This is a genomic window from Streptomyces sp. Root431, assembly GCF_001426585.1.
Taxonomy (GTDB): domain Bacteria; phylum Actinomycetota; class Actinomycetes; order Streptomycetales; family Streptomycetaceae; genus Streptomyces; species Streptomyces stackebrandtii.
On the sequence record NZ_LMEI01000001.1, the window covers coordinates 496,880 to 516,763 of the forward strand.

Annotated in this window: 15 protein-coding genes; 6 read left to right on the forward strand and 9 right to left on the reverse strand. The window is 73.5% G+C overall.

Features of this window, described 5'->3' with window-relative positions:
* The first annotated feature begins 12 nt into the window (after positions 1-12).
* The 3 genes from ASC82_RS02225 to pepN all read left to right on the forward strand — a co-directional run bounded on the left by ASC82_RS02225 (position 13) and on the right by pepN (position 4,965).
* Positions 13-1,029, forward strand: coding sequence for an aspartate-semialdehyde dehydrogenase (locus ASC82_RS02225; RefSeq protein WP_056640615.1), 1,017 nt, complete (start codon positions 13-15; stop codon positions 1,027-1,029).
* A 95-nt stretch (positions 1,030-1,124) separates the two neighbouring features.
* The gene (locus ASC82_RS31330; protein WP_056640618.1) at positions 1,125-2,333 is read left to right on the forward strand and encodes a TerD family protein; all 1,209 of its coding nucleotides are present in this window, start codon (positions 1,125-1,127) and stop codon (positions 2,331-2,333) included.
* Positions 2,334-2,385: 52 nt separating this feature from the next.
* Complete coding sequence (gene pepN, locus ASC82_RS02235) at positions 2,386-4,965, forward strand: aminopeptidase N (protein WP_056640623.1); 2,580 nt, start codon at positions 2,386-2,388, stop codon at positions 4,963-4,965.
* 127 nt (positions 4,966-5,092) lie between these two features.
* Here the strand turns inward: pepN and ASC82_RS02240 are convergent, their stop codons facing one another.
* From ASC82_RS02240 to ASC82_RS02260, 5 genes are all read right to left on the reverse strand, one after another.
* Positions 5,093-6,826 carry a VCBS repeat-containing protein gene (locus ASC82_RS02240; RefSeq protein WP_242427518.1) on the reverse strand — a complete coding sequence of 578 codons (1,734 nt, stop codon included), beginning with the start codon at positions 6,824-6,826 and terminating at the stop codon, positions 5,093-5,095.
* A gap of 179 nt (positions 6,827-7,005) precedes the next feature.
* A complete protein-coding gene (gene alc, locus ASC82_RS02245) occupies positions 7,006-8,148 on the reverse strand; it encodes an allantoicase (RefSeq protein ID WP_056640626.1) in 1,143 nt (380 codons plus the stop codon).
* Between the two features lie 58 nt (positions 8,149-8,206).
* Positions 8,207-9,133 carry a LysR family transcriptional regulator gene (locus ASC82_RS02250; protein WP_056640629.1) on the reverse strand — a complete coding sequence of 309 codons (927 nt, stop codon included), beginning with the start codon at positions 9,131-9,133 and terminating at the stop codon, positions 8,207-8,209.
* A 23-nt stretch (positions 9,134-9,156) separates the two neighbouring features.
* Entirely contained in the window at positions 9,157-10,161 is a 1,005-nt protein-coding gene (locus tag ASC82_RS02255) for a DMT family transporter (protein ID WP_242427519.1), read from the reverse strand.
* A gap of 5 nt (positions 10,162-10,166) precedes the next feature.
* Positions 10,167-11,117 (reverse strand): EamA family transporter, encoded by a 951-nt coding sequence (locus ASC82_RS02260; RefSeq protein ID WP_056640631.1) that lies wholly within the window; start codon positions 11,115-11,117, stop codon positions 10,167-10,169.
* A gap of 149 nt (positions 11,118-11,266) precedes the next feature.
* Between ASC82_RS02260 and ASC82_RS02265 the strand changes: the two genes are divergently transcribed.
* Positions 11,267-11,773, forward strand: coding sequence for a MarR family transcriptional regulator (locus ASC82_RS02265; protein ID WP_056640633.1), 507 nt, complete (start codon positions 11,267-11,269; stop codon positions 11,771-11,773).
* A 168-nt stretch (positions 11,774-11,941) separates the two neighbouring features.
* Here the strand turns inward: ASC82_RS02265 and ASC82_RS02270 are convergent, their stop codons facing one another.
* Genes ASC82_RS02270 through ASC82_RS02280 form a run of 3 tightly spaced genes read right to left on the reverse strand, consistent with a single transcriptional unit; the run spans position 11,942 to position 14,542 of the window.
* Positions 11,942-12,169 (reverse strand): hypothetical protein, encoded by a 228-nt coding sequence (locus ASC82_RS02270; protein ID WP_056640635.1) that lies wholly within the window; start codon positions 12,167-12,169, stop codon positions 11,942-11,944.
* 20 nt (positions 12,170-12,189) lie between these two features.
* Entirely contained in the window at positions 12,190-14,298 is a 2,109-nt protein-coding gene (gene malQ / locus ASC82_RS02275; protein ID WP_056640637.1) for a 4-alpha-glucanotransferase, read from the reverse strand.
* A gap of 1 nt (position 14,299) precedes the next feature.
* Complete coding sequence (locus ASC82_RS02280; RefSeq protein ID WP_056640640.1) at positions 14,300-14,542, reverse strand: hypothetical protein; 243 nt, start codon at positions 14,540-14,542, stop codon at positions 14,300-14,302.
* Between the two features lie 236 nt (positions 14,543-14,778).
* Here ASC82_RS02280 and ASC82_RS02285 point away from each other — a divergent pair, with 236 nt between their 5' ends.
* Complete coding sequence (locus tag ASC82_RS02285; RefSeq protein ID WP_079038980.1) at positions 14,779-17,901, forward strand: beta-N-acetylglucosaminidase domain-containing protein; 3,123 nt, start codon at positions 14,779-14,781, stop codon at positions 17,899-17,901.
* A gap of 60 nt (positions 17,902-17,961) precedes the next feature.
* Here the strand turns inward: ASC82_RS02285 and ASC82_RS02290 are convergent, their stop codons facing one another.
* Positions 17,962-18,525 (reverse strand): HNH endonuclease, encoded by a 564-nt coding sequence (locus tag ASC82_RS02290; RefSeq protein WP_056640644.1) that lies wholly within the window; start codon positions 18,523-18,525, stop codon positions 17,962-17,964.
* Positions 18,526-18,780: 255 nt separating this feature from the next.
* Here ASC82_RS02290 and ASC82_RS02295 point away from each other — a divergent pair, with 255 nt between their 5' ends.
* A complete protein-coding gene (locus ASC82_RS02295; RefSeq protein WP_056640648.1) occupies positions 18,781-19,842 on the forward strand; it encodes a mechanosensitive ion channel family protein in 1,062 nt (353 codons plus the stop codon).
* Positions 19,843-19,884: the final 42 nt, after the last annotated feature.

A 19,884-nucleotide genomic window follows, 5' to 3' on the forward strand; every position in this document is an offset into this window, starting at 1 on the left:
GGAGGAGTCCCCGTGAAGGTCGGAATCGTCGGAGCCACCGGTCAGGTCGGCACAGTCATGCGCAGCATCCTGGCCGAGCGGAACTTCCCCCTCGACGAGCTGCGGCTCTTCGCCTCCGCCCGTTCCGCCGGGACCGTCGTCGACGGCGTCACGGTCGAGGACGCCTCCACCGCCGACTACACCGGCCTGGACATCGTCCTCTTCTCCGCCGGCGGCGCCACCTCCAAGGCCCTCGCCGAGAAGGTCGCCTCCCAGGGCGCCGTCGTGATCGACAACTCCTCCGCCTGGCGCCGCGACCCCGAGGTCCCGCTGGTCGTCTCCGAGGTCAACGCGCACGCGATCAAGGACCGCCCCAAGGGCATCATCGCCAACCCGAACTGCACCACGATGGCCGCCATGCCGGTCCTCAAGCCCCTCCACCAGGAGGCCGGCCTGACCGCGCTGATCGCCACCACCTACCAGGCCGTCTCCGGCTCGGGCGTGGCCGGTGTCGCCGAGCTGCGCAACCAGGCGTGCGCCGTGGCCGAGACCGCCGACCAGCTGGCCTTCGACGGCGAGGCCGTCGAGTTCCCCGAGCCGGCCGTCTACAAGCGCCCGATCGCCTTCAACGTGGTCCCGCTCGCCGGTTCGATCGTCGACGACGGCTCCTTCGAGACCGACGAGGAGCAGAAGCTCCGCAACGAGTCCCGCAAGATCCTGGAGATCCCCGAGCTCAAGGTCTCCGGCACCTGCGTGCGCGTCCCCGTCTTCTCCGGCCACTCCCTTCAGGTGAACGTGCGCTTCGAGCGTCCGATCAGCGTGGAGCGCGCCTACGAGCTGCTCGGCGACGCCGAGGGCGTCGTGCTCTCCGAGATCCCGACCCCGCTCCAGGCGGCCGGCAAGGACGCCTCGTACGTCGGCCGCATCCGCGTCGACGAGACGGTCGAGAACGGCCTCGCACTGTTCCTCTCCAACGACAACCTGCGCAAGGGCGCCGCGCTGAACGCGGTGCAGATCGCGGAGCTGGTCGCGGCCGAGCTCAAGGGCTGATCTCCGGTCCTGATCGGCAGGACATCTGCTGGAGGGGCGGCTTCCCGTTGCGGGGAGCCGCCCCTCCGGCGTGTCCGCCGTGCCACAGTTCGTCCATGACCCAGATACCCAGGGGTGCCGACATCGCCGTGCCCCCGCAGGCCCTGCACGTCGCGGTCAGCTGGCGGACCGGGCACGGGGTGCCCGACGTGGACGTCTCGGCGCTGCTCCTGGGGGCCGGCGGGCAGGTCCGCGGGGACGCCGATCTGGTCTTCTGCAACCACGCCACGCACCCCTCGGGGGCGGTGCGGCACCTCGGGAAGTCGGCTCCCGGCGTGCCCGGCAGCCCGGCCGCGGACTGGCTCTGGCTGGACCTCTCGCGGGTGGAGCCGGACGTGGGCCGGCTCGTGATCGCCGCCTCCGTCGACGGGGGCGCCTTCGGCCGGGTCCCCGGGCTCGACGTGCGGGTCACGGACGCGTCGGGGGCCTCCGTGGCGTACTGCCCGATGGAGGGCGCGACGACGGAGACCGCCTTCGTCTGCGGCGAGTTCCGGCGGCAGGGCGGCGGCTGGCACTTCCGCGCGGTCGGCCGGGGGTACGTATCCGGGCTCGCCGGGCTCGCGACCGACCTCGGCATCGTGGTCGAGGCCCCGCCGCCCCCGATCCCGGGACCCGGCTACGTACCGCCGAGGCCCGCCCCTGCGCCCGCCGCGCCGCCGCCCCTGCCGCCGCAGTCCGTGCCCGTCCCGTCGGGCGATCCGTACGGCGGGGAGTTCCGGCCGGCCACCTACCAGGGGCGCGGCAAGGAGACCGTGCGCTGCGGTCCGGAGCTGCCGCCGGGCCGCTGGGTGCTCCTGGAGATCGAGTCGTACCACTCCCTCTCCACCACCATCGAGACCTGCGACGCGCACGGCCGCGCCGAGGAGTACCTGCTCGCGGCGTACGAGGACGACGTCCGCGCCCGTACGGTCGCCCTCGTCCCGCGCGCCCGGCCGCTGGCCCTGCGGGTGGAGGCCGACGCGCCCTGGACACTGCGGGTTCTGCCCCTCTCCCACGCGCGCCGCTTCGACAGCCACATCGAGGGGCTCGCCCACGATCTGGTGGTCTACGACGGGCCGCCCGGGGTCCTCGACTTCCTGCACCGGGGCGAGTCCCGCTTCACCGTGCACCGGCACACGCCTCCGCAGGACCCGCTCTACGACGACGAGGAGCAGGACCTGCTGGTCAACGGGGTGGGCGAGGTGCGAGTGAGCGTCCGCGTGCCGGGGCCCGGGCTCTTGCGGATCAGCGGCGACGGGCCGTGGAAATGTGCCGTGCGCCGCTGAGGCACCCCGTGGAAGGATGGGCCAAACGTCACGAAACCTAGGAGTTGACCGGGTGCCTGGCACAAACCTGACCCGTGAAGAGGCCAAGCAGCGGGCGGCGCTGCTGACCGTGGACGCGTACGAGGTCGAACTCGACCTCACCGGTGCGCAGGAGGGCGGCACCTACCGGTCCGTCACCACCGTCCGCTTCGATTCCGCCGAAGCCGGCGCCGAGACCTTCATCGACCTCGTCGCCCCCGCCGTCCACGAGGTCGTGCTCAACGGCCACGAGCTGGAGATCGGCGCCGTCTTCCGGGACTCCCGGATCGCCCTGCGCCATCTGCAGGCGGGCCGCAACGAGCTCAAGGTCGTCGCCGACTGCGCGTACACCAACACCGGTGAGGGCCTGCACCGCTTCGTCGACCCGGTCGACGACCAGGCCTATCTGTACACCCAGTTCGAGGTGCCGGACGCGCGTCGCGTCTTCGCCTCCTTCGAGCAGCCCGACCTCAAGGCGACCTTCCAGTTCACCGTGAAGGCGCCGGCCGGGTGGAAGGTCATCTCCAACAGCCCCACTCCGGAGCCGAAGGACGACGTGTGGGTCTTCGAGCCCACGCCCCGCATCTCCACGTACATCACGGCGCTGATCGTCGGCCCGTACCACGCGGTGCACTCCTCGTACGAGAAGGACGGGCAGAGCGTCCCGCTCGGCATCTACTGCCGTCCGTCGCTCGCCGAGTTCCTCGACGCGGACCACATCTTCGACGTCACGCGGCAGGGCTTCGACTGGTTCCAGGAGAAGTTCGCGTACGACTACCCCTTCGCGAAGTACGACCAGCTCTTCGTGCCGGAGTTCAACGCGGGCGCGATGGAGAACGCGGGCGCGGTGACCATCCGCGACCAGTACGTCTTCCGCTCGAAGGTGACGGACGCGGCGTACGAGCGGCGCGCCGAGACGATCCTGCACGAGCTCGCCCACATGTGGTTCGGCGACCTCGTCACCATGGAGTGGTGGAACGACCTCTGGCTGAACGAGTCGTTCGCGACCTTCACCTCGGTCGCCTGCCAGGCCTCGGTGCCGGGCACCCGCTGGCCGAACGCCTGGACGACCTTCGCCAACGCGGAGAAGACCTGGGCCTACCGCCAGGACCAGCTGCCGTCGACGCACCCGATCATGGCCGACATCAACGACCTGGAGGACGTGCTCGTCAACTTCGACGGGATCACGTACGCCAAGGGCGCCTCGGTCCTGAAGCAGCTCGTCGCCTACGTCGGCGAGGACGAGTTCTTCAAGGGCGTGCAGGCGTACTTCCAGGCGCACGCCTTCGGGAACACGCGCCTGTCCGACCTGCTCGGCGCGCTGGAGGAGACCTCCGGGCGTGACCTGAAGACCTGGTCGAAGGCGTGGCTGGAGACGGCCGGCATCAACATCCTGCGCCCGGAGATCGAGACCGACGAGAACGGCGCCATCACCGCCTTCGCCGTCCGGCAGGAGGCCCCTGCGCTGCCCGCCGGCGCCAAGGGCCAGGCCGTCCTGCGTCCGCACCGGATCGCGATCGGCTTCTACGACCTCGACGCGAGCGGCAAGCTGGTCCGCACCGAGCGCCTCGAACTCGACATCGAGGCCGCCGAGCTGACCGCCGTACCGCAGCTGGTGGGCAAGATCCGCCCGGCGGTCGTCCTCTTCAACGACGACGACCTGTCGTACGCAAAGGTCCGCCTCGACGAGGTGTCCCTCACCAACGTCACCGCGCACCTCGGCGACTTCGCCGACTCGCTGCCGCGCGCCCTGTGCTGGGCGTCCGCCTGGGACATGACCCGCGACGGCGAGCTGGCCACCCGCGACTACCTGGAGCTCGTGCTCTCGGGTGTCGCCAAGGAGTCCGACATCGGCGTGGTCCAGTCGCTCCAGGGCCAGGTCAAGGCGGCTCTCGAGCTGTACGCGGCGCCGGAGTGGCGGGCCGAGGGCCTGGCGCGCTGGGGCACCTTCGCGCAGGAGCAGCTGCGCTCCGCCAAGGGCGGCAGCGACCACCAGCTGGCGTGGGCGCGGGCCTTCTCGGCGACCGCCCGTACGGACGCCGAGCTCGACGTGCTCGCGGGGCTGCTCGACGGCGGTGTGGTGATCGAGGGCCTGGCCGTCGACACCGAGCTGCGCTGGGCGTTCGTGCAGCGGCTCGCGGCCACCGGCCGCTTCGACGAGGCGGAGATCGCCGCCGAGCTGGAGCGCGACAAGACCGCGGCGGGCGAGCGGCACGCGGCGACCGCGCGCGCGGCCCGTCCGACGGAGGCCGCGAAGGCCGAGGCCTGGGCCTCGGTCGTCGAGGACGACAAGCTGGCCAACGCGGTGCAGGAGGCCGTCATCGGCGGCTTCGTCCAGTCCGACCAGCGCGAGCTGCTCGCCGCCTACACGGCGAAGTACTTCGCGTCGATCAAGGGCATCGCGGAGACCCGCAGCCACGAGATCATCCAGCAGATCGTGGTGGGCCTCTACCCGACGCTCCAGGTCTCGCAGGCGACCCTGGACGCGACGGACGCGTGGATCGCGGAGCACGACCCGGCCCCGGCGCTGCGGCGTCTGGTGACGGAGTGCCGCGCGGGCGTCGAGCGTGCGCTGAAGGCGCAGGCGGCGGACGCGGCCGCGGCCGCCGTCTGACGGCTCCCGTGAGGTGAGGAAGGGCCCCCGGACCGCTGACGGTCCGGGGGCCCTTCTCCGTGGTCTTTCGGGATCAGCCCGGGTCTGGTGTCCTTCGCGATCCGCCCAGGTCTGTCGTCCCTCGGGATCAGCCCAGGGAGTCGATCCACTGCCAGCCGCCGGTGCCGACGGTCACGGCCGGGCCGAAGCCGGTGGGCGTGCCCGGCAGGAGCTCCAGGTTCTCGGTGGTTCCAGCGGTACGGGTCGACCACAGGTCGGGGGCCTTGTCGCCGTTCACGTCGCCGGCCGACAGCAGGAGGCGGCGGTCGGCGACGGCCGCCGGGGCGCCGTCGAGAGTGGCCGGGTCGGTGCCGAGGTGCTGGGTGCCCCGGCTCGGGTACTGCTTGATCGCGCCGGTCGCGCGGTCCCGGGCCCACACGTCGGCCTTCTTGTCGCCGTCGACGTCGCCGGGTGTCAGCACGTCGTACGCGGCCCACTCCTCGTCGCCGATATGGAGAGCCGCCCTGGGGGCGAAGGTGGGCTGTCCCGCCGTGGGTTCGCCGCCGCGGTGCAGCCAGAGGCCCGTGCTGCTGCGGACGAGGACGTCGGGCAGGCCGTCACCGTCGACGTCGCCCGCCGCGAGGGGCGTGAGGCCGCTCCAGCCGGTGGGCCGGCCGCCCATGGCGATGCGCGGGCCGAACTCGCCGCCGCCCGTGTTGGGGTAGACCCACAGGTCGTTGCCGATGCGGGCGAGCATGTCCGGATGGCCGTCGCCGGTCCAGTCGCCGCGGTGGCTGACGACGGCGCCGGCCCAGCCTCCGGTGCCGATCAGGCGCTGGGCGCCGAGGACGCCGTCGCCCGCGCCCGGGTACAGCCGCAGGTTGCCGTCGTCCTTCACCGCGAGGAGGTCGGGGCGGCCGTCGCCGGTGAGGTCGGTGTCGACGCCGGAGCCCAGGCGGGCGGCGGCGCGGAGCAGCCTGTGGTCGGAGAGCGGCTTCGTGCCCGGCGCCTCGGGTTCGAAGGCGTCGGCCCGGACGGTGTGGAAGTCGCGTGCGCTGAGGAAGACGTGGTCGAACTTCCTGCCGCTCGCGACGGTCGGCTCACCGGAACGGCAGGAAGTGGCGCCGCTGGTGAGGCAGTCCTCGGTGAAGAAGTCGCGGTCGTTCTCGTCGGCCTCGACGAATGGTCCGGTGCCGGGCAGGCCGGTGCGGATCGGGTTCAGGGCGGGGTCGTAGACGGGTTCCGTGCCCGCGTTGAGGTCGGTGCCGAGGATCACCGGGGCTCCGGCGGCCCAGGTCTCGATGTGCGCCATCACCTGCGAGGAGCCGTTGTCCGGCTTGATGTACTGGGCGAGGTGGGTGGTGCAGGCGAGTGTGGTGCGGCCGTCGACCGGGCCGCGCGCGCAGAGCACCGAGCGGGCCTCCTCGTTCGCCGGCACGGTCAGGTTCGCCACGTACCGCTCCACGGCAGGGGCCTTGACGAAGACGCCGAGGCCGAACCGGGTGTCGCCGGTGGAGGACCACTTGGCGCAGTCGGGGTCGGTCGTGGTGGAGGTCCACACGCCCTTGTAGCCGGGGAGGGAGTCGCGCAGGGCGACCCACTGGCCGATGCACAGCTCCTGGAGCATGAGGGCGTCGGTGTCCCAGGCCAGGACCTCCTCGCGGAGTTCGGCCGTCCAGGCGGCCGGGTCGAGGTCGCTCCGGCAGGTGTGCGCGCCGCAGACGTTGTACGTGATCGTGCGCACCGGCGGCGCCGTGGCCGGGTCGACGACGTCCTCGGCGAAGGCCGGGGCCGTGAGGCCGGAGAGCAGTGCCGCGGCGAGGGCGAGCGCGGCAGCGAGCCGGGCTACTCCCCTTCTCGCCGTTGATCGGAATCGTTTCATCGGTCCCCCAGGTGTTCGGTGGTCGCGCACAGCCGGATGATCTTCGCAGGCGTCCTGGGGACGACGAAGGGGCACCCTCCCCCACGGAGGTGCCCCTTCGCCGTGTCTGGAATCCGCCCGGCGGGCGGGCGTCGGCGCGCGGCCGCGCCGCCGGGCGGAAGCTGTGGCGGCCCCGGGTCTCAGCCGCCGAGCGCCGCGTACCGGGCGCGCAGATCGGCCGCGCCCTGCTCCGTCACCGTGCCGTGGAGCCGCATCCGGGCGACGCCGCCGTCGGGGAAGGCGTCGAGGCGGACGTGGGTGACGACGGCCTGCGCGGGGAGCTTGAAGCGGTGCAGGGTGTCGGGCTGGAGCCGGGTCCGGGGGATGATCTCGAACCACTCGCCCGTCTCGCCGTTCCGTCCCTGGAGTGCGATCCAGCCGGCCGAGTTGCCCTTGAGGTAGGCGGTGTCGATCTCGACGGCACGGACGGCGCCCTGGGCGGCGAGCCGGAAGCGGACCCAGTCGTTGGTGCCGCGGACCCGGCGGCGGCGGTTCTCCCAGCCGTCGTCCATCTTGCGGGAGGTGCCGGGCAGGATGATCTGGGTCGGCGAGGAGTAGAACTTGTCCGAAGCGTCCTCGTACGAGCCTCCGTTGAGTACGGAGATCAGGTCGACGGTGCCGAGCAGCTCCAGCCACTCGGGGTCGGGCACGACCTCGCCGTGGACGCGGAGGCGGGCGATGCCGCCGTCGGGGTGCTGGCAGAGGCGCAGGTGGGTGTAGCGGCGCTCGGCGTCGATCGCGAAGCCGTTGGCGGCGTGGCCGCGCACGGGGGTCGGCGGGACGAGCTCCTCCCACTTCGCGTCGGCGAGGTCGGCCGGGCTGGGCGAACCCTCGACGGCGGTGGCCTGGATCGAGACCCGCTGCGGGTAGTTGCCGCGGAAGTGGGCGGTGTCGACGACGATCCCGCGGATCACGCCGGGGGCGCCGAGGCGGACGATCGCCCAGTCGTGGTCCTCGGGGGCGGGGAAGACGTGGTCGGCGTCGGCGCCGCGGCGGCGGCGGGTCTCCCAGCCGTCCATGATCTTGCCCTTGTGGCCGAAGTGCTCCGGGTCGAAGACGGCCCGCTCGCGGACGAGGAGGTTCTCGCGCTCGGCGAAGAACTCGTCGTTGGCCGCCACGACCCCGGCGCCGAGGCGGCGGTCGGCGAGGTCGACGAGCTCGGTGAAGGGGAAGTCACCGGAGCGGTAGTCGGCGTACGGGTCGCCGCCGGAGTAGGGGGCGGCGTCGTTGGCGTGCGGGTCGGTGTTCTCGTCGATCTCGTCGTTCGCGTCGAAGCTGCTCATGACTCGACTCTCCCGCGCCCGTTCCCCGCGGTCCATCGAATGTTTTCGATGGTGTTGTTCAGTTCTGCTGAACGGTTTCGCGGGCCGCGGCGGCCTGCCGGAGCGCGGCGAGCACCCGGGCCACCGCCGGGCCCTCCTCGGCCCCGCGCCGTACCGCCGCGACGACGTGGCGGCGCGGCTGGTCGGCGGAGAGGACGCGCATGACGACCCCGGCGCCGCTGCGGCGGTCGGCGGAGGCCATGCGGGGCACGAGCGCGATCCCCATGCCGGCCTCGACCATGGCGAGGATCGCGGTCCAGCCCGAGGCGCTGTGGGCCTGCTCGGGCACGAAGCCGGCGGCCTCGCAGGCGGCGGTGGTGATCTCGGACCAGGGGCCGGAGCCGCCGAAGATCCACGGCTCGGCGGCGAGGTCGGCGAGGCGGAGGCCGGGTGCGTCGGCGAGCGGGTGCCCGGCGGGCAGGGCGACGTCGAGGGGGTCGGCGAGGAGGGGCACCCGGCTGAACTTGGGGTCGCGCACCGAGGGCGCGTGGGCGGCGAGCGAGAGCGCCAGGTCGACCTCGCCCGCGGTGAGGAGCTCGTACGCCTCCGCCGCCTCGGCCTCCCGGACACGGAGGTCGAGCCCGGGGTGGGCGGTCCGCAGCTGCCGCACGGCGGGGACGACGAGCGCGGGCACGGCCGTCGAGAAGGCCGCCACCCGCAGCTGCCCCGCCTCGCCCCGCAGATACCCGTCGAGCTCGGCGTCGGCGCGCTCCAGCTGGGCGAAGACCACCTCGGCGTGCCGCAGGACGAGATGGGCGGCGTCGGTGAGCCGGACCCGGCGGCCCTGGGCCTCCAGGAGCCGCACGCCGAGCTGTTTGGCGAGGTTGGTGAGCTGCTGCGAGACGGCCGAGGGGGTCATGAGCAGGGCCTCCGCGGTCGCGGTGACGGTGCCGCGGTCACGCAGGGTGCGGAGGATCTGGAGCTTCTTGATGTCCCACTCGGTCATGGGGCGCAACCTACCGGGCGCGCTCAGCGGCCCCGGGCCGAGGCCAGGGCGACGCCGCCGAGGATGAGCGCCATGCAGGCGGCCCCGAGGACGCCGAGGCGTTCGCCGAGGAGCGCGTACGACAGGAGGGCGACGCAGACGGGCTGGAGGTAGTAGACGACGCCCGCGCGCGCCGCGCCGATGAGGGCGATCGCCTTGTTCCAGGCGAAGAAGGCGACGGCGGAGGAGAGGACGCCGACGTACAACAGGGGTCCGACGGTCGCGGCGCCGACGGTGAACCCGCCCTGGACGGCGAGGGACACGGCGTACGCGGGGGCGAGCATCAGGGCGCCGAGCAGGAAGGTCGTGAAGAGGAAGGCGAGTCCGTCGATCTCGGCGGGCTTGCGCTTGAGCAGGGCGCTGTACGAGGCGAAGGAGAGGGCCGCGGCGAACATCCACAGGTCGCCCGCGGCGAAGTCGACGGCGAGGGAGCCCTTTCCGACGAGCAGGAGCACGCCGAGCGCGGCGGCCAGCATCCCGAGGACGCGGCGGGCGCCGAGGCGCTCTCCGCCGAGGCGGGCGTAGACCGCCATGATCACCGGGGAGGCGGCCATGATCATGCCCATGTTGGAGGCGGAGGTGGTCAGTCCGGCCTGGTGCACGAGGGTGTTGTAGAGGGCGACGCCGAAGAGCGAGGCGAGGGCGACGAAGCCGAGGTGACGGCGGATCGTCCGCCACTGCCGCAGGAACGGGCGGGCGGCGAAGGGGGCGACGGCGACGAGCGCGATGATCCAGCGCCAGAAGACGGCCTGGATCGGCGGGACGCTGTCGGCCATGTCGCGGGTGGCGACGAAGCTGCCGGACCAGACGACGGTGGCGAGCAGGGCGAGGAGCACGCCGAGGCCGGCGCCTCTCGCGAGCTTCCTCGCGGGCGCCGGCCTCTCGGTGGCTGCGGTGGTGATGTCTGCGGTGGTGATGGTCTTGGGGGCGGTGGTGATGGCCTTAGGGGCGGTGGTCGGGTGGCGGGCCGTGCTGGTGATCAGGTTCATGCCGCCTACCGTCGCACTCCGGAATCCTCCAGGTCCATCGAAAGTTCCTGACCATTCCTTTCAGCTGAAGTGAACGATTCGACCGCCTCGGGCTTCTTCGGGGTGCGGGGTCCCATCTGGCCGACCAGGGTCGCACCGAAGGCGATGACCATGCCGACCACCTGGACCGGACCGAGCGCCTGGCCGAGCGCCGCCCAGCCGATGATCGCCGCGGTGATCGGCGAGAGGGGGCCGAGGAGGGTGGCCGAGGAGGCGCTGAGCCGCTCGATGCCGCGGAACCACAGGAAGTAGGAGATCGCGGTGTTGCCGAAGGCGAGGTAGGCGTAGCCGGCGAGGTTGGTGCCGGTCAGGGCCGGCGGGGCGCCCTCGATCAGGAAGGCGATCGGCAGGATGACCAGGCCGCCGGCGGTGAGCTGCCAGCCGGTGAGCGCGAGGGCGCCGACGCCCTCGGGGCGGCCCCAGCGCTTGGTGAAGACGACGCCCGCCGACATCGAGAGGGAGGAGAGCAGTCCGGCGATCACCCCGACGAGGTCGAGCGCGGCCCCGGCCTTGAGGACCACGAGACTGACGCCGAAGGCGGCGGCGACCGCGGTGATCAGGGACTTCGCAGTGGGCTTGTCGCCCAGGAAGAGCGCGGCGAGGCCGACGACGAAGAGCGGGCCGACGGAGCCGACGACGGCGGCGACGCCGCCGGGGAGCCGGTAGGCCGCGAGGAAGAGCAGCGGGAAGAAGGCGCCGATGTTGAGGGCTCCGAGGACGGCGGACTTCCACCACCAGGCGCCCTGCGGGAGCTTGCGGGTGAGCGCCAGGAGCAGGAGTCCGGCGGGCAGGGCGCGCATCAGGCCGGTGAAGAGGGGCCGGTCGGGCGGCAGGAACTCGGTGGTGACGAAGTAGGTGGAGCCCCAGGAGATCGGGGCGAGGGCGGTCAGGGCGACGACTGCGGCCTTGCGGGACATGACGGTTTCCCCCTTGCTGCGGAGCCGGACTGGCTTGGCGGTAATTAACTTACCACTAAGCTACTTACTCGCAAGAGGCTTAGTCGGAACCGGCTTACTCGTCACCGGCTTAGTTGCCATCGAGGAGAAGAGAAGGGAACACTGGAGCCATGGACACCCAGCCCCCCGGCCACGACGCCGTCGACGCCATCACCGACCAGTGGGCGGTCGTCCGCCCCGACCTGGACACCCTGCCGATGGCCGTCTTCGGGCGGATCTACCGGCTGGCCAACGCCATGCGCGGCAGGGTGGACAAGGCGTACGCGCCCTACGGCATGGCGCTCGGGGAGTTCGACGTGCTCGCGACCCTGCGCAGGTCCGGGGAGCCGTACACGCTGTCGCCGCGCGAGCTGACCGCGACGCTGATGATCACCACCGGCGGGATGACCGGCCGGCTGGACAAGCTGGAGAAGGCCGGGCTGCTGACCCGCAGCCCCGACCCGAACGACCGGCGCGGGCTGCGGGTGACGCTCACCGAGCGCGGCAAGGAGCTGGTCGACCAGGCCGTCGGCGCCGGGCTCGGGCAGCAGCGGGAGGCCCTGGAATCGGCGCTCACCGAGGAGGAGTCGGAGCAGCTGGCGGGGCTGCTGCGCAAGCTGCTCGCGGCCACTGTGTAGCGCGCGCCCTCGCGCGCGCCCACGCGTGACCGTGCGCGTGGCCGAGCACGTGGCCGAGCACGTGGACGAGCACGTGGACGCGCCCGCGAAAGCACCCGTGAACGCACGCGAGGGCGCCGCACGGTACGTCGGTACCCTGCGGCGCCCTCGGTCGGATCGAGGTGGCGGTTACGCCTTCTTGGACTTGTCGAGCACCATCACCAGTCCGATGATGCCCAGGAACAGCACCAGCGGGGCGGCCACGAACAGGCCGAGGGTCTCGACGACCGTCAGCTTGGGAGCCGGGTCGTCACCGTCGTCGCGGGTGAGCGCGAGCGCGGGGGACGACATGAGCAGCATCATCAGCGTCGTACCGGCCGCGACGGCGCCGGCGCGCAGGGCGTTCTTCTTGTCCACGGTGCAAACGTAGCGAACACCTAAACGGGCCGCGCGCCCGGGGGTACCGTACGGGCGTCCTCCGGGTCCGTACGGGTGTGCAGCTCGCGCAGCAGGGCATGGGCGCGGGGCGAGGCCGCGAGCCGTTCCAGAGTGAGCGGCTGACCGTCCGGGCCCGCGATCGGCAGCCGCCAGTTGGGGTACTCGTCCCAGGTGCCCGGCAGGTTCTGCGGTCTGCGGTCCCCGACCGCGTCGGGCAGCCACACCCCCACCATCCGGGCCGGGGTGCCCAGCAGGAACCGGTGGACGGCCAGGATCTCGGCCGCGTCGTCCCGGGGTCCTCCCGCCCCCTCCGGGAGCAGCCCGAGCCGCTGGAACAGGCCCAGCCACTCGGTGGTCTCGGCCGCGTCCGCCGCCCGGTCGCGCTCCGGGTCGCCGTCGACGAGCCCGAGCCGGTGCCGGAGGGCGACGTGGTCGCCGGAGAGCCGGGCGGCCGTCGGGGGCAGGTCGTGGGTGGTGGCGGTGGCCACGCACTCCGCGCGCCACTCCCCCGCGGGCACCGGACGGCCGCTGCCCGCCCAGTCCCGCTCGAACCAGAGCACGGAGGTCCCGAACACCCCGCGCCGGGACAGCTCCTCCCGTACGCCCGGCTCGACCGTCCCGAGGTCCTCGCCGATGACGAGGGCCCCCGCGCGGTGCGCCTCCAGGGCGAGGACGGCGAGCATCGCCTCGGCGTCGTACCGGACGTACGTCCCCCCGGTGGGCTCGCTGCCCTCCGGAACCCACCAGAGCCGGAACAGGCCCATCACGTGGTCGATGCGCAGGGCGCCCGCGTGCCGCAGGAGTTCGCGGAGGAGGCCGCGGTACGGGGCGTAGCCCGCGGCGGCGAGGGCGTCGGGCCGCCAGGGCGGCAGGCCCCAGTCCTGGCCTCGGGAGTTGAAGGCGTCGGGCGGGGCGCCGACCGACATGCCGGCCGCGAAGGCCTCCTGCTGCGCCCAGGCGTCCGAGCCCTCCGGGTGGACGCCGACGGCCAGGTCGTGGACGATCCCGACCTCCATCCTGGCCTCGCGGGCCGCCTCCGCGGCCTCGGCCAGCTGCCGGTCCGTCAGCCAGGCCAGCCGGCAGTGGAAGTCGACCCGGGCGGCGAGGGCGGGGTCCGCGCGCACGACGCGCTCCGCCCCGCGCGGCTCGCGCAGCTCCTCGGGCCAGCCGCGCCAGTGCGGCCCGTGCCGCTCGGCGAGGGCCTGGTAGGTGGCGTGGTCCTCCAGGGCGCGGCCCCGGTCGGCGAGGAAGTCGTGGTAGTCGGCGCGCCGCCCCGGCCCGAGCTCCACGCTCCCGACCACGAGCTCCAGGGCCCGCCGCTTGACGTCCCACACCGCGTCACGGTCGATCAGGGCGCCCTTGCCGAGGACCCGTTCGCGCAGTTCGGCCGCCTCGGCAAGGATCCGGTCGAGCTCCTCGCGGCGGCCGGGGTCGACGTACGCGTACTCGGGGACCGACTCGATCCGCAGATGGACCGGGTCCGGGAAGCGGCGCGAGGAGGGGCGGTACGGGGAGGGGTCGCTCGGCGCCCCGGGCACGCCCGCGTGCAGCGGGTTGACCTGGACGAAGCCGGCGCCGTGCGTCCGGCCCGCCCAGGTGGCGAGCTCCCGCAGGTCGCCGAGGTCGCCCATGCCCCAGGAGCGGCCGGAGAGCAGCGAGTAGAGCTGGACGAGCAGCCCGTACGTCCGGCGGCCGGGGCCGGGCACGCGCGGGGGGCTCACGATCAGGGTGGCGGTGGCGGCGCGTCCGTCGGCGGCCTGCGCCTCGACCGTGTGGACGCCTAGGGGCAGCCGGTCCCAGTCCGGGCCGTTGAGGACCGCGCCCTCCTCGGTGGTGACCCGCAGCCGGGTGCCGGACGGCAGCTCCGCCGGCGGGCGGACGGGCCCCTCGCCGCGCCGCCGGACCAGGGTGGGGGGCAGAAGCCGCTCCCGCTCGGCCCGTTCCGCCGCGTCGAGGGCGGCGGCGACCGCCTCCGGCGTGGTCGCGTCCACGCCCAGGGCGCCGAGGACGGCGACCACGGCGGTGTCCGGCACGGAGACGGTGACGCCCGCGGAGGGGCTGTACTCGGTGGCGACGCCGTGACGGGCGGCGAGACGGGCCAGGGTCACTTCACACTCCGGGGGACTCCGTGCCGCCCGCGCTGCCGCGGACGGTGGGTTCGCTGGTGAGGGGTGCCGCCTCGGTCAGGGGCGGCTCGCTGGTGAGGGGCGTGGTGGCGGGGAGCGGCGGTTCGCTGGTCAGCGGGGCGCCGGTCGTCGAGTCGGCCGACGGGGCGCCGGTCAGGGGCGCGTCGGGGCCGGCCGACTGCTGAGGGATCCGTATCCGTCCGAGGTGGCGGGCGGTCGTGGTCACGGGGGTCTCCCGGTTTCGTCTCGACAGTTGGGACGTGGGGGTAACAACTCAGCCCTACCCACCGCACCTCGTTTTACCGGCGGAAAGTGGCGAAGTGACGTCATCTCCGTGACGGCTCGCCGGGCAAAGCCGACACATCGGCCACACGCATTGACACCCCTGTGCGACGGGTGGTGGGCTCGTGACCTACTCGTGACCAACCGGCAGAGCGGCCGACCGGGCCGGAGGGAGTTCCCGTGCATCTCGGGCGCAGGAAGCGCACGGCGACGGCGGTCGCCGCCGCCGTCATCGGCGGACTCCTCGGCGGCGCGGCCCCGGGCGCGGTGCAGGCGGCTCCGCTCCCCCCGTCGGCGGACGCCCCCGCCGCGTCCCCGAACACGCCCTCCGCGACCAGGGACACCGCCACAGGCACTCCCGCCGTCTGGCCCCGGCCGCAGTCGCTGACGGCCCGTGGAGCCGCCGTACGCCTCGGGAGCGAGGTCACGCTGCTCGCGGACGCCGACGCCGATCCGTACGCCCTCACCGCCCTGCGGGAGCTCCTGACGGCCGCCGGGGTGCGGACCGTCCACACCGGACTCCCCGGCCGTGGCCCGGTCGTCCGGGCCGCGGGGCCCTCCGGCGAGGCCGCCGAGGAGGCGCTGACCGCCCTGCGCGTGCCCGAGCGGGTCGACCTGCCGCGCGGCGGCTACCGGCTCGCCACGGGCCGCTTCCAGGGGCGGGACACCGTCGTCCTGGACGGCGTCGGCGAGGACGGCCTGTTCCACGCCGTCCAGACGCTGCGTCAGCTCCTCGGCGCCGACGGGGAGATCCCGGGGGTCGCCGTGCGCGACTGGCCGGGCACGGCCGAGCGCGGCCTCACCGAGGGCTTCTACGGCAGCCCGTGGAGCCTGGAGCAGCGCCTCGCCCAGGTCGAGTTCCTCGGCCGTACCAAGCAGAACCGCTATCTGTACGCGCCCGGTGACGACCCGTACCGCCAGGCGCAGTGGCGCGAGCCCTACCCGGCCGCGCAGCAGGAGGAGTTCCGCGCGCTCGCCGAGCGGGCCCGGGCCAACCACGTGACGCTCGGCTGGGCCGTGGCGCCCGCCCAGTCCATGTGTCTGGCATCCGACGCCGACGTGGCGGCCCTGACGCGGAAGATCGACGCGATGTGGGAGCTCGGGGTGCGCTCCTTCCAGCTCCAGTTCCCCGACGCCGGCTACGGCGAGTGGCACTGCTCGAAGGACGCCGACGCCTTCGGGCGGGACGCCAAGGGCGCGGCCGCCGCCCACGCGCGCGTGGCCAACGCCGTCGCCCGTCACCTCACCGAGCGGCACCCGGACGGCGAGCCGCTGACGGTGCTGCCGACGGAGTACTACCAGGACGGTGCGACCGAGTACCGCACGGAGCTCTCCGGGGCGCTCGACACGGACGTGCGGGTCGCGTGGACGGGCGTCGGGGCCGTCCCGCGCACGATCACCGGCGGCGAACTGGCCGGGGCCCGCGAGGCCCTGGGCCACCCGCTGGTCACCATGGACAACTACCCGGTCAACGACTACGCGCAGGACCGGCTCTTCCTCGGCCCCTCCACGGGCCGGGACCCGGCGGTGGCCGCCGGTTCCGCCGCCTTCCTCGCCCACGCCATGGAGCAGCCCGCCGCCTCCCGCGTGCCGCTCTTCACCGCCGCCGACTACGCCTGGAACCCGAAGGGCTACCGGCCGCAGGAGTCGTGGCGGGCCGCCGTCGACGACCTGGCGGGCCCGGACCCGGCCGCCCGTGACGCGCTGTGGGCGCTCGCCGGGAACGACGCCTCCTCGATCCTCGACCCGAAGGGCGAATCGGCCTACCTGAAGCCGCTCATGGCCGCCTTCTGGTCCTCGCGCACGAGCACCGACGCCCGTACGAGGGAGAGGGCGGCGCGCGAACTGCGGGCCGCGTTCACCGTGATGCGCCGGGCCCCCGAGCGGCTCGCGGCCACCGCCGACGGCACCCTGGACGACGAGACGGGGCCCTGGCTCGAGCAGCTCTCGCGGTACGGCCTGGCGGGCGAGACGGCAGTCGACATGCTGCTCGCCCAGGGGCGCGGCGACGGCACGGCGGCCTGGCAGGCGCAGCTGCGCCTCGAACCGGTCCGGGAGGCCCTGAAGGCGAGCCGGGTGACGGTCGGCGCGGGGGTCCTCGACCCGTTCCTCACGCGCGCGGTGACGGAGTCGACGGCCTGGACCGGCGCCGACCGGACCTCGGCGCGCAAGGCCGACCGCGCCCCCGACTCGTACACGGTGCGGCTCGACCGGCCGCGGCCCGTGGAGGCCCTGACGGTGATGACCGCCCGTACGGACCCGGAGACGGGTACGGGCGGCGGCGCGGATCCGGATGCACGCGCGGCCACGGACGCGCGCGTGGAGGCGTACGTCCCCGGGGAGGGCTGGCGGTCGCTCGGCCCGCTCTCCGCCTCCGGCTGGACGCAGGCCGACCTGAAGGGCCTGCGCGCGGACGCGCTGCGGGTCGTCTGGAGCGGCGACGGACCGGCGCCCGACGTCCGCTCGCTGGTGCCGTGGTTCGCGGACGGGCCGCGCGCCGGGCTCGAACTGGCCCGCACGGAGACGGACGCGGAGATCGGTGGCCCGGCGCAGCGGGTGGACGTCGAGCTGACGGGGCTGCGCGCGGGCGAGGTCCGCGGGCCGATGACGGCGAAGGCCCCGAAGGGGATCGCGGTCCGGCTCCCGAAGCAGGCCGCGGTGGAGCGGGGCACGCGGACGACCGTCCCCCTGGAGGTGTCGGTGGGCGCGGACGTGCCGGCCGGTTCGTACCGGGTGCCGGTGTCGTTCGCGGGCGAGGAGCGGGTCCTGACCGTGCGGGCCTTCCCGCGCACGGCGGGCCCGGACCTGGCGCGCGCCGCGACCGCCTCCTCCTCGGGCGACGAGACCCCGGACTTCCCCGCCTCCTCCGCGGTGGACGGCGACGCGGCGACCCGCTGGTCCTCCCCGGCGGAGGACGGCGCCTGGTGGCAGCTGGAGCTGGCCGAGCCCGCGCGGATAGGCCGGGTGGAGCTGCACTGGCAGGACGCGTACGCCTCCCGCTACCGCGTCCAGGTCTCGGCCGACGGCCGGATCTGGCGCACGGCGGCGACCGTCGCGGACGGGCGGGGCGGCCGGGAGTCGGTCAGGATGGACGCGGCGGACACGCGCTTCCTGCGGGTGCAGGGGGAGACGCGGGCGACCCCGTACGGCTACTCGCTCTGGTCGGTGGAGACCTACGCGGTGGCCCCACAGGACCCGCCGAAGACGCCGGAGCAGCCGAAGACGCCGGAGCCGTCGAAGGAACCGGAGCGGCCGGAGCAGCCCCAGGCGCCGGAGCAGCCCGCGGAGCGGGACACCCCCTGAGGGGTGCCCCGTACGCGAAAGGCCCGTACGCCTGTGTCCCGGGTACGCGAAAGGCCCGGCTCAACCCGTCGTCAGCGCCCCCACTGGGGCGTCCGCGACGGAGTCGATCCGGGCCATCACGTCCTCGGCACCGTACGGCTGGAGGTAGGGCAGCCAGCGGGGGTCCCGGTGTCCGGTCCCGATGATCCGCCAGGCCAATCCGGTCGGCGGGGCCGGTTGGTGCCGCAGCCGCCAGCCGATCTCGCGCAGGTGCCGGTCGGCCTTGACGTGGTTGCAGCGGCGGCAGGCCGCCACCACGTTCTCCCAGGCGTGCGTGCCCCCTCTGCTGCGCGGGATGACGTGGTCGACGCTGGTCGCGACACCCCCGCAGTACACACACCGCCCGCCGTCGCGGGCGAAGAGGGCTCTGCGGGTCAGGGGAACGGGCCCCCGGTAGGGGACCCGCACGAAGCGCTTCAGTCGCACCACGCTGGGCGCGGGGACGACTTGGGTCTCGCTGTGCAGGAAGGCGCCGGTCTCCTCGAGGCAGAGAGCCTTGTTCTCCAGTACGAGGACGAGTGCGCGGCGGAGCGGTACGACGCCGAGGGGCTCGTACGACGCGTTGAGGACCAGGACATGCGGCACGGATGCCTCCAATGGCGCCGGCGGCGCGTGGCTCGCGCCGGGACGAACTGCTCTCAGTCTCTCCTCATGCCTGGTCGGAACGCCACCACGTACCGGAGTCGGGGTGACGGGCCCGGGGTGTTCTCGACCACATCGGCATCTCTCCGAGTACTTGCCCAGGTGAGGTCCGTCTCTCCCTCGAACACGGCAACAGGACCACGTCCGATGCCCCGTTAGTGTGGATGGTCTGCGTACGCGATGCCTGGAGGTTGCCCCGTGTCCTGGTCCGCCCTAGCGGCTGCCACCGAACCCGAGCCCATTCCGGTGACCCTGGACGAGGCGGCGGCGAAGGCCACGAACGCGGCGAGCTGGGTGGAGGAGAACTGGTCCACCTGGCTGAACACCGGGCTGCGCATCCTGCTGATCCTGGTCGTCGCGCTCCTGCTGCGGATGGCCGTCCGCCGCGCCCTGACGAAGCTGATCGAGCGGATGAACCGTTCGGCGCAGGCGGTGGAGGGGACAGCCCTCGGCGGTCTCCTCGTCAACACCGAGCGGCGACGGCAGCGCTCGGAGGCGATCGGCTCGGTCCTGCGCTCGGTCGCGTCGTTCCTGATCCTGGGCACGGCGGGGCTGATGATCCTCGGCGCCTTCAAGATCGATCTGGCGCCGCTGCTCGCCTCGGCCGGTGTGGCCGGTGTGGCGATCGGCTTCGGCGCGCGGAACCTGGTGACGGACTTCCTGTCCGGCGTCTTCATGATCCTGGAGGACCAGTACGGCGTCGGCGACTCGGTCGACGCGGGTGTGGCCTCCGGCGAGGTCGTCGAGGTCGGCCTGCGGGTGACGAAGCTCCGCGGCGTGGACGGCGAGATCTGGTACGTGCGGAACGGCGAGATCAAGCGGATAGGAAACCTCAGCCAGGGCTGGGCGACGGCGGGCGTGGACGTGACCGTCCGGCCGACGGAGGACCTGGAGCGGGTGCGGTCGGTGATCACCGAGGCGGCGGACTCCATGACCAAGGAGGAGCCCTGGAACGAGCGCCTGTGGGGCCCGGTCGAGGTGCTCGGCCTGAGCGAGGTGCTGCTCGACTCGATGACCGTGCGGGTCTCGGCGAAGACGATGCCGGGCAAGGCGCTGGGCGTGGAGCGCGAGCTGCGCTGGCGCATCAAGCAGGGTCTCGACGAGGCCGGCATCCGGATCGTGGGCGGGGTCCCGGCCCAGGGCGAGGAGGCCGCGGCCGATCCGACGGCGGGCATGGCGGCCCCCTCGGCCTTCGCCTCGGCGACCTCGCCGCAGTCGGCGGCGGCGACCCCGCTGCCGAGGACGGACCTCACCAAGTAGAGCGCCAGGAGAACGACGCGCAGGGCCGACGCCCCCGCAGGT

Bases quoted from the DNA above. Each gene is read 5' to 3' on its own strand.
- ASC82_RS31330 (WP_056640618.1), top strand. From the start codon at position 1,125: ATGACCCAGATACCCAGGGGTGCCGACATCGCCGTGCCCCCGCAGGCC.
- ASC82_RS02240 (WP_242427518.1), bottom strand. From the start codon at position 6,826: ATGAAACGATTCCGATCAACGGCGAGAAGGGGAGTAGCCCGGCTCGCT.
- alc (WP_056640626.1), bottom strand. From the start codon at position 8,148: ATGAGCAGCTTCGACGCGAACGACGAGATCGACGAGAACACCGACCCG.
- ASC82_RS02250 (WP_056640629.1), bottom strand. From the start codon at position 9,133: ATGACCGAGTGGGACATCAAGAAGCTCCAGATCCTCCGCACCCTGCGT.
- ASC82_RS02255 (WP_242427519.1), bottom strand. From the start codon at position 10,161: ATGAACCTGATCACCAGCACGGCCCGCCACCCGACCACCGCCCCTAAG.
- ASC82_RS02260 (WP_056640631.1), bottom strand. From the start codon at position 11,117: ATGTCCCGCAAGGCCGCAGTCGTCGCCCTGACCGCCCTCGCCCCGATC.
- ASC82_RS02265 (WP_056640633.1), top strand. From the start codon at position 11,267: ATGGACACCCAGCCCCCCGGCCACGACGCCGTCGACGCCATCACCGAC.